The organism is Microseira wollei NIES-4236 (assembly GCF_020521235.1).
GTDB lineage: Bacteria > Cyanobacteriota > Cyanobacteriia > Cyanobacteriales > Aerosakkonemataceae > Microseira > Microseira wollei.
Genome location: NZ_BLAY01000069.1, coordinates 38,587 through 47,734, shown reverse-complemented (window position 1 = coordinate 47,734; position 9,148 = coordinate 38,587). Strand labels below are relative to the sequence as shown.

Annotated in this window: 4 protein-coding genes; 1 reads left to right on the top strand and 3 read right to left on the bottom strand. The window is 45.2% G+C overall.

The window, feature by feature from the left end:
- The 3 genes from MiSe_RS22415 to MiSe_RS22405 form a co-directional block, all read right to left on the bottom strand.
- Positions 1–512 (bottom strand): KGG domain-containing protein (locus MiSe_RS22415; RefSeq protein ID WP_226585054.1); only part of this gene is annotated, 512 nt, incomplete at its 3' end.
- 634 nt (positions 513–1,146) lie between these two features.
- Positions 1,147–3,300 (bottom strand): polyribonucleotide nucleotidyltransferase, encoded by a 2,154-nt coding sequence (locus MiSe_RS22410; RefSeq protein WP_226585062.1) that lies wholly within the window; start codon positions 3,298–3,300, stop codon positions 1,147–1,149.
- Positions 3,301–3,784: 484 nt separating this feature from the next.
- Positions 3,785–4,330: a GNAT family N-acetyltransferase gene (locus MiSe_RS22405; RefSeq protein ID WP_444980534.1), complete on the bottom strand. Its 546-nt coding sequence runs from the start codon at positions 4,328–4,330 to the stop codon at positions 3,785–3,787.
- 184 nt (positions 4,331–4,514) lie between these two features.
- Between MiSe_RS22405 and MiSe_RS52155 the strand changes: the two genes are divergently transcribed.
- Positions 4,515–9,137, top strand: a complete 4,623-nt coding sequence (locus MiSe_RS52155) for a sll1366 family intein-prone helicase (RefSeq protein WP_307731503.1) — start codon at positions 4,515–4,517, stop codon at positions 9,135–9,137.
- Positions 9,138–9,148 lie beyond the last annotated feature (11 nt).

The following is a 9,148-nucleotide window of genomic DNA, read 5'->3' as shown; positions in this document are numbered from 1 at the left end:
CCGCGATGGGAAGCTTTCCCGCCCTTGCTAGCTATTTCGCGCACTTTTTCTTTATCCATTGAAGCAAAACCTTGCTTGCCTTTGCCTTCATTTTCATTATCTTCATCTTCTGATTCATCTTCATCGTTAGAAGCACCGCGATGGGAAGCTTTCCCGCCCTTGCTAGCTATTTCGCGCACTTTTTCTTTATCCATTGAAGCAAAACCTTGCTTGCCTTTGCCTTCATTTTCATTATCTTCATCTTCTGATTCATCTTCATCGTCAGAAGCACCGCGATGGGAAGCTTTTCCGCCTTTGCTAGCTATTTCGCGGACTTTTTCTGTATCCATTGAAGCAAAACCTTGCTTGCCTTTGCCTTCATTTTCGTTGTCTTCATCTTCTACGTCACCGTTGGTATCGGGTTCTTCGCCTTTATGGGAGGTTCTACCACCTTTGCTTGCTATTTCCCGTTGTTTTTCCTCATCCATAGAAGCAAAGCCTTGCTTGCCCTTGGTTTGTTGCTTCTTCGCCATGATATTAATTCCTTTATCTCAAGCTCTGAACTGTGACTTAAATCAGCTTACAAAGCTGCAATTTATCTTCCCTCTTCCTCTGGAATGAATGTAAATATCTTTCAATTGAGAGAGGAGGTTTTGAGCGGCATTTATTAGTTATTAGGCTTTATTTATTGCTGATTCAGGACTTACGCAGCAGCACCATATGTGGTGGTTGAGGTGCCGTACTCTGCTGGAAGAGAGCACCCTACATTTAGATCCTTTGCGTAATTCCTGTAATTGATAAATAGGTGCGCGTAGTTAAAAGTAAAATGCTGACCCTCTAGAGCGCCAGTCCAGTAAAAGAGATTGACAAAAACCACATAAGATGTATTGTGTAGGGGCGAAGCATTCGGGCGACAATTTATTGCACAAAACCCAAGATTTTCTGTCCGAATGCTTCGCCCTACCGAGGTCTGTATAAGGATCCACATTTAGTTTATTTTGTCAATTACTTCTACTGGACTGGCGTTCTAGGTCGGGTCTCTGTCTGTTTGGGGATTGAATAAAAATCAAAAAAGCTTCTGAAACCAGAAGCTTTTTAGTCAGTTATTTAAGCCAGATTTGAGATTTTAATTTTGTTACAATTCAAAATCAAAAATCTAAAATCGGTTTAGCGCTTGGCACCAGCTTCCCGTGCTGCTGCAGCTTCTTCTGGGTGAATGCCTAAGCGCGTGAGATTGATGCGACCTTTGTTATCAATTTCCCGTACTTTGACGATCACTTCGTCACCGACGGCAACTTCATCCTCGACTTTGCCAACGCGGTAGTCTGCGAGTTGGGAAATATGAATCATCCCTTCTTTACCGGGAAGGAATTCCACAAAAGCACCAATGGGAATTATTCGAGTGACGCGACCGGCGTAAACATCTCCTTCTTGGAGTTTCCGCGTCATGTTGAAGACGATAGTGCGCGCGCGTTCGGCTTTTTCAACATCGTTGGCGGAAATGGTAACCGTTCCATCATCTTCGATGTCAATTTTTGCACCCGTTTCTTCGGTGATCCCTTTAATAGTTTTACCACCAGGGCCGATGACCAAACCGATGAATTCTGGTTCGATTTTCAGCGTCAGCAGGCGCGGAGCAAAGGGCGACATTTCTGTCCGGGGTTGGTCAATGGTCGCCAGCATTTTTTCTAGGATATGCAATCGTGCGGGACGAGCTTGCTCGATGGCTTTGGCAATGGTATCCATGGATAAGCCGTTGATTTTCATATCCATCTGCAATGCGGTGATGCCGCTATCCGTCCCGGCGACTTTGAAGTCCATATCGCCTAAGAAGTCTTCAATGCCCTGAATATCGGTTAAGATGCGGACTTCATCGCCATCTTTAATTAAACCCATTGCTGCACCGCTGACGGGTTTGGTAATGGGTACGCCAGCATCCATTAAACCTAATGTTGAGCCGCAGACGGAACCCATCGAGGTGGAACCGTTGGAAGAAAGTACTTCCGATACGACGCGGATGACGTAGGGAAATTGGTCTTTGGGTGGCAAAACGGGTACTAAGGCGCGTTCTGCTAAAGCACCGTGACCGATTTCGCGGCGTCCGGGTGCGCGCAGGGGTTTGGTTTCTCCCACGGAGAAGGGGGGGAAATTATAGTGGTGCAGATACCGCTTTTGGTCTTCTGGATGCAGGTCGTCGGCGAGTTCTTGGGCGTCGCCGGGGGTTCCCAGGGTGACGACGGACATGACTTGGGTAAGTCCTCGGTTAAATAAACCGCTGCCGTGGACTCGTTGCGGTAAGACTCCGACGCGACAAGAGACGGGACGTACTTCGTCGAGTTTGCGTCCGTCTACTCGCACTCCGTCTTCGACGATCTGACGGCGCATGAAGTATTTGGTGATATCTTTAAACGTGTTGCCGACGGCTTTGCTGTCTGCGGCGGCGGCAACTCGCACGGGGTCTTCTTCTGGCAGTTCGGCGATCGCTTGTTCTATTGATGCTTTAACTTCATCTAAAGCGGCATCCCGTTGGTTTTTATCTAACTCGAACTGGGAGAGGATCTTTTTGATCGGTTCGTTGCCCCGATCGCGGATAAAATTCTCCAGTGTCGGGTCTACTTCCGGCGGTGCTTCTTGCACCAAATCTATCCCCAGTTCTTTGAGCAATTCTTCCTGCGCCGCAATTAAGTCGCGCACCGCTTCATACCCGAAGTCAATTGCTTCGATAATATCCGCTTCCGGCAATTGATTCGCCCCTGCTTCTACCATCACCACGCCTTCAGGAGAACCCGCAACCACTAAATCTAGGTCGCCGTCTTCGATTTCCTTATAGGTGGGATTGATAATGAAATCATCTCCTACTAACCCAACCCGTACGGCTGCCATCGGCCCGTTAAATGGTATCTTTGCTAACAGCGTGGCAATGGAAGCCCCGGTAACTGCTAGCACATCGGGCGGTACTTGCTCGTCCATCGATAGGGTTGTCGCTACGATTTGAATATCCTCGCGCAACCAAATGGGAAATAAGGGGCGCAAAGGACGATCGATCAAACGACTGGTGAGAATGACTTTTTCTGGCGGACGCCCTTCCCGTCGCAAGAAACCGCCCGGAATTCGTCCAGCGGCGTAAAGTCTTTCTTCGTAATCTACCAATAACGGTAAAAAATCGATGCCCTCTCTGGCACCGGAACGGGTTGCCGTCACCAAAACGGCTGTATCCCCCGACTGAATTAAGACGGAACCCCCTGCCTGTGGTGCGAGTAAGCCAACCTTAAGTCTAATATCCCTTCCGTCAAAGGATATTGATTTGTCAATCTCTACCATTCTTTCGGTCTCTATCACAATTCTTTATCTGTCGCAATCGTAGCACTGTTATACGGGTGGTGTTTGGTAATCGGCGATCAAAAACTCCTGGGTCTGAAACCCCGTCCTTTTAGGACGGCTTTTGTCGTTAAACACAAAAGTGTGTAACATTGAAGGTGGTTACTAACCCACCAGAACGATGGAGACATAGAGCCTAACACCAAAGTTTGCATCATCATGCAACGGCGCAGAAAAATCGGTAGATCTGGAAAAGAGGATGGGGCAATGAGATACATCCCTTGAATCAACAAAACACATAAGAATTCCTTTTTGGACTTCGATACATATGGCTGCTGGGCTAGCAGTGTCAGTCTGTGGAGCGACCATAAGACCTAATCTCTTTAAGCGAAGAGGCAGGTGCTATGAAGCAGAAACCAAAATCGTGAGGTTTTGGCATCTCGGTCGTTTTACGACGGAGAGGATGTCAAGGGTAATAGCTTTTGCTTCAAGCAAGGGATCGATAAAGTATCAAAGCATCAACTACTTGTCCCTCTACAAGAAGCGCCGCTTTAGGAATCCGCCCAATCGTTTGAAATCCTAAAGACTGCCACAGGTTGAGGGAGGGTATGTTGGTTTCAAACACCAAGTTGAACATTACACCCTGATAGCCTCGACTCGCGGCAATTTCCAGCATTGCTTCTCCCATTACTCGACCGATCCCCTTACCTCGCTCTCCCCGTTGTACAATAAAACCAGCGTTGCAAATATGGCTTGAGCGTCCGGGAAAGTTGGGTTTCAGATAGAAAGATCCTAAAACTTCTCCTGGGCCTGATGTTGTTGTGTCGTCAATTGCTCTGGCGACAAACGCATCCGAACTCAGCCAGTAAGCAGCGAATTCTGACTCAGAAAGAGGTTGTTCTTGCGGATAGGTTTTACCTTCAAGAATTACCGCGTTCAACAGATTCCTGACCGCTTCTTTTTCTGACTCACGCATCCAATCTATTTCTATTTTAGCTGAATTTGTTAATAATTTTCGGCTGGGCAGTTGGATTATCATCTGAGGTAAAATATAAGCCTGAATTGACTGGAGAATTTCAGATTTTAGCTTAACTTGGATGGGTAAAATTCCATATGCCTAGTTGGCATGGAACAAATACCCGCTCCGGATTGTCTCTGACCTAAAAAGACAACGGTCATTTTTTTGTGAATAAAGACGAATTAAAATAAATTCTGGCATGGCAATTTTACACGGAAACTGGATACCTCAAAATCAGGGTGGTTATTTATTTATTTGGGGAGAAACTTGGCGTCCTCAAACATCTTTGGTGGAAGCGGGGAGAAAAGATGGGATATTATCTCACCCGTTGGCGATGGCGCAGGCGGAATTAGTTTCTTTTTTGCGTTCTCACAGACTCGATATAGAAGCATCTCCCTCTGCCGCGAAGGGAAAAGGCAAGGGAGAGGGGGCATCTGGGGGTGGGAAAAGATGGAAAAGTCATGCGATCGCATCCCCGACTCCGATTGTGGCAGACAAACCCACCTACCCGATTTATTCCCCCAAGGTATCGGGGGAAACAAACGATCTATATCTATATCCCTGGGAAGTTGAAGGATTGTGTTTAAATGCTGCCGATGGGATGAAATTCTTACAAGCATTGCCCCTCAGTTCTTTTAAAGCATCAGATGCTTACTTAGGGGGAGAATTGCGGTTTTGGGCGCAGGTTTGTCGCTGGAGTTTAGATTTACTGTCCAGGGGTAAATTTATACCTGGAATGTACCGAAAAAACGATGGTTCTGTCGTCGCTTGTTGGCAACCCTTGTTAGATAGTGCCGTAGATCGGGAGCGTTTGGAAAACTTTGCCCAGCAAATGCCAGGCGCTTGTCGCACTTATCAAGATGGGGCATCGGAATTACTCAATTATCCATGTTTGGACTTGCCAGCAACACCAGAAAAATTATTACTAGAATTCTTAAGGAGTACGATAGATGCTCAGGTGCGTGCTTGGGGAAATTCTACCCCACCCACAGCAGCAACTCCCGTGCGGGAGTGGTTACAAGCACTTTCCAGAGTATCCGATAACTTAGTCCAGGCAACGGGTGAAGCGGTGGGACGCCTGGAAACTGCACTGCAAAATTGGACAGCAGCCGTACAAGATTATATCGTCGTCTCGCCATCGCAAGGATTGGGACAGAACTTGTATCGCACCTGCTTTTCCATCCATCCACCTGGAGCGGGGGAAAATAGCTGGAGGTTGGAGTATTTCTTACAAGCAGCAGACGATGCCGAGTTTTTAGTTAGTGCTGCCAGAATATGGAATCACACTACTGCTGAATTAGTCCACCAAGGTCGGAAAATTAACCATCCCCAGGAAACTTTTTTGCAAGGTTTGGGTTTAGCAGCAAGGTTATTTGCACCGATTGAACCCAGCTTACGGGAAAGGCGTCCCCAATCTTGCCTTTTAACACCCCTACAGGCGTATGAGTTTATCAAGTCGGCGGCGTGGCGACTGAAAGATAGCGGACTCGGTGTCATTTTACCGCCTTCTTTGGCAAGTCAGGAAGGATGGGCGAACCGCTTAGGTTTGAAAATTCAAGCTGAAACGCCTGAGATCCCCTCCTTGCGAAGGGGGGGAAAGGAGGAGAGGATAGGTTTGCAAAGCTTGTTGAATTTTAAATGGGAATTGTCTATTGGTGGACAAACTTTATCCAAAGCTGAATTTGACCGACTGGTAGCACAGAATACGCCCCTAGTCGAGATTAACGGCGAGTGGGTGGAATTGCGCGCCCAAGATGTGCGCGCCGCACAAGCATTCTTCACCTCGCGCAAAGAGCAAATGGCTTTATCTTTAGAAGATGCTTTGCGCTTAAGTACAGGCGATACTCAAATGATAGAAAAATTGCCCGTAGTTAGTTTTGAAGCATCAGGAACGCTTGAGGAATTGCTATCTAATTTAACAAATAATCGCGCAATTGAACCGATTGAAATTCCCAAGAGTTTTCGAGGAAAATTGCGACCTTTTCAAGAAAGAGGAGTTGCCTGGTTAAGCTTCTTAGAACGTTGGGGTTTAGGAGCTTGTTTAGCGGATTCAATGGGCATTGGCAAATGCTTGTTCAAAAAATCATTGGTTTATATCAATGGTATTTTACAGACTCCAGAGCAGATTTGGCAAGCTTATGAGGGTGAAACAGAGTTTGATGGTGAGGGATATTGGTCTATTCCTTCTCAACCTTTGTTTGTCAATGCTATTGATGAAAAGACAGGTAAAATTGTGTTGGCTAATGTTAAACGAATTTATCGTCAGTATGTCCGCGAAAAATTACGGATAATTGAACTAAAAGATGGTAGCAAGATCGCAATTACTAAACAGCATAAATTACTAACAAATAAAGGGTGGAAAAATTACCTCTACATTGGGGATTACGTCTGCGTACCTGCTAAATTAGTTTGGAATGGAAAGCCAGAAGATCCCGATCTGGTTAAGTTCTTGGCTTGGCAAATTTCCGAGGGTTATGAAAACTACGAAAACGCCAGTGTCAGCATAGCACAGAAGGAGCAAAAAATTCTTGAAGAATTACGTTTAATACTTCTTCGTTTCTGCGACAAGTACGGAATCAAGATTAATAATCCTGTTGTGCGGCGTCGCAATCGCCAAAATGCTGCTGACCTCATTTTACATAGTCGAGGTTACCAAAAGTTCCTTGCAGCCAAAGGATACAACTGGGGAAGACTCTCAAGCGATAAGAGCATTCCCTCGTTTATCATGCAAGCGGATATTGAAACTGCAAGAATTTTCCTCACCAACTATTTTGATGCTGAAGGTTCTGTTATTTCAAGTATGGGAAGCATAGAAATTGCCACAGCTTCACATGAAATAATTCATCAGCTATCTGTACTTCTACGTCGCTTCGGGATTTGGTTGAGAATATCCGTTAAACGCAAACGCGCTACCAATGGTACGGGTATCTATCGTACTTATTACATTGGCACGCTTGGAGGAAATAGCGCTCGCAGATTTTTGCAAGAAATTGGCTTTGGCATTCCAGAAAAACAGCGTAAGTTAGAAGCAATATGTCAAAAGAGCGGCAATACAAACGTTGAAGGTATTCCCGCATCAGATATTTTTGCTAAAGCTGTTCAAGAAACCAAACTACCTTTGGGACATTTTGGCGTACACAGCAACGTTTACATCAACGGTTCGCAGCAGTTTTCACGCAATAGTTTGGAAAAAGTTATTGCTGGATTTGATAATATCCTGAGCGGCGAATCTGAACAACAATATCGTCAGCTAAAACCTTCCAAATGGACAAGGCAGACACTTGATGCTTATGCTCAATTGGACGTACAACAACTTAGCTTGACAAGACAGCGCTTACAATGGTTACTCAACCAGGAAGTATTTTACTGCCAAATTGAATCAATCGAGGATGTTGAATACAACGACTGGGTTTATGACTTTGAAGTCAGCGAACATCACAATTTTGTGGCTAACAATATCCTTTGCCATAACACGATTCAAACTATTGCTTTTATGCTGAAACTACAAGAGGAAGAAGCATTAGAAGCACCTGTATTACTTGTTTGCCCCACTTCAGTTTTAGGCAACTGGGAGCGAGAGGTTAAGAAATTTGGCCCCTCAATTAAAACTTTAATGCATCACGGAGATAAACGCGCGAAAGGGAAAGCATTAGCTAAGGCAGTTAAGGATAATAATTTAGTTATTACTAGCTATCCGTTGGTGTTTCGGGATGCGAAAGACCTCCAGAGTATTTCTTGGCGGGGAGTCGTGTTGGATGAAGCACAAAATATTAAGAACCCAGACGCGAAGCAGTCGAAAGCAGTAAGGGAATTACAGACACAATTTCGCATTGCGCTGACAGGAACTCCGGTAGAAAACCGCTTATCGGAACTTTGGTCAATCATGGATTTTCTCAATCCGGGATATTTGGGGCAGCGACAATTCTTCCAGCGGCGGTTTGGAATTCCAATTGAAAAATATGGGGATGGAGAGTCGTTGAAAACATTGCGCTCGCTAGTACAACCCTTCATCCTCCGCCGCCTCAAAACCGATAAGGAAATTATCCAAGATTTACCAGAAAAACAGGAGATGACTGTCTTCTGTCCCCTGGCAGTAGAACAAGCAACGCTTTATCAAAAAATAGTCGAAGAATCGCTGGCTGAAATCGAATCTGCCGATGGAATTAAGCGGAAGGGAATGATTTTAGCCTTGATAACTAAACTCAAACAAATCTGCAATCATCCGGTTTTATTTAAGGAAAAAAATCCGGAATACGGAATTAGTTCGCAACAATCGGGGAAACTCCAGCGATTGGATGAAATGTTAGAAGAATTAGTTGCAGAAGGCGATAGCGCGTTAATTTTCACCCAATTCGCCGAGTGGGGTAAACTTCTAAAACCCCATCTGGAAAAACAACTAGAACAAGAGGTATTATTCTTATATGGCAGCACCGCCAAAAAACAACGGGAAGAAATGATCGACCGCTTCCAAAACGACCCCGAAGGGCCAAAAATATTTATTTTATCCCTAAAAGCGGGTGGGGTTGGGCTTAACTTAACTCGTGCAACTCACGTTTTCCACTTTGACAGATGGTGGAATCCAGCAGTAGAAAATCAAGCCACAGACAGGGTATTTCGGATTGGTCAAACCCGCAACGTTCAAGTGCATAAATTTGTCTGCAACGGCACTTTAGAAGAAAAAATTCACGATTTAATTGAAAGTAAAAAAGCCCTAGCAGAACAAGTCGTAGGTGCAGGGGAACAATGGCTAACCGAACTAGACACAGACCAATTACGTAACTTACTGCTATTAGACCGGAGTTCAGTAATAGATGATGAATAAATAGCTAATGG

Bases quoted from the DNA above. Each gene is read 5' to 3' on its own strand.
- MiSe_RS52155 (WP_307731503.1), top strand. From the start codon at position 4,515: ATGGCAATTTTACACGGAAACTGGATACCTCAAAATCAGGGTGGTTAT.
- MiSe_RS22410 (WP_226585062.1), bottom strand. From the start codon at position 3,300: ATGGTAGAGATTGACAAATCAATATCCTTTGACGGAAGGGATATTAGA.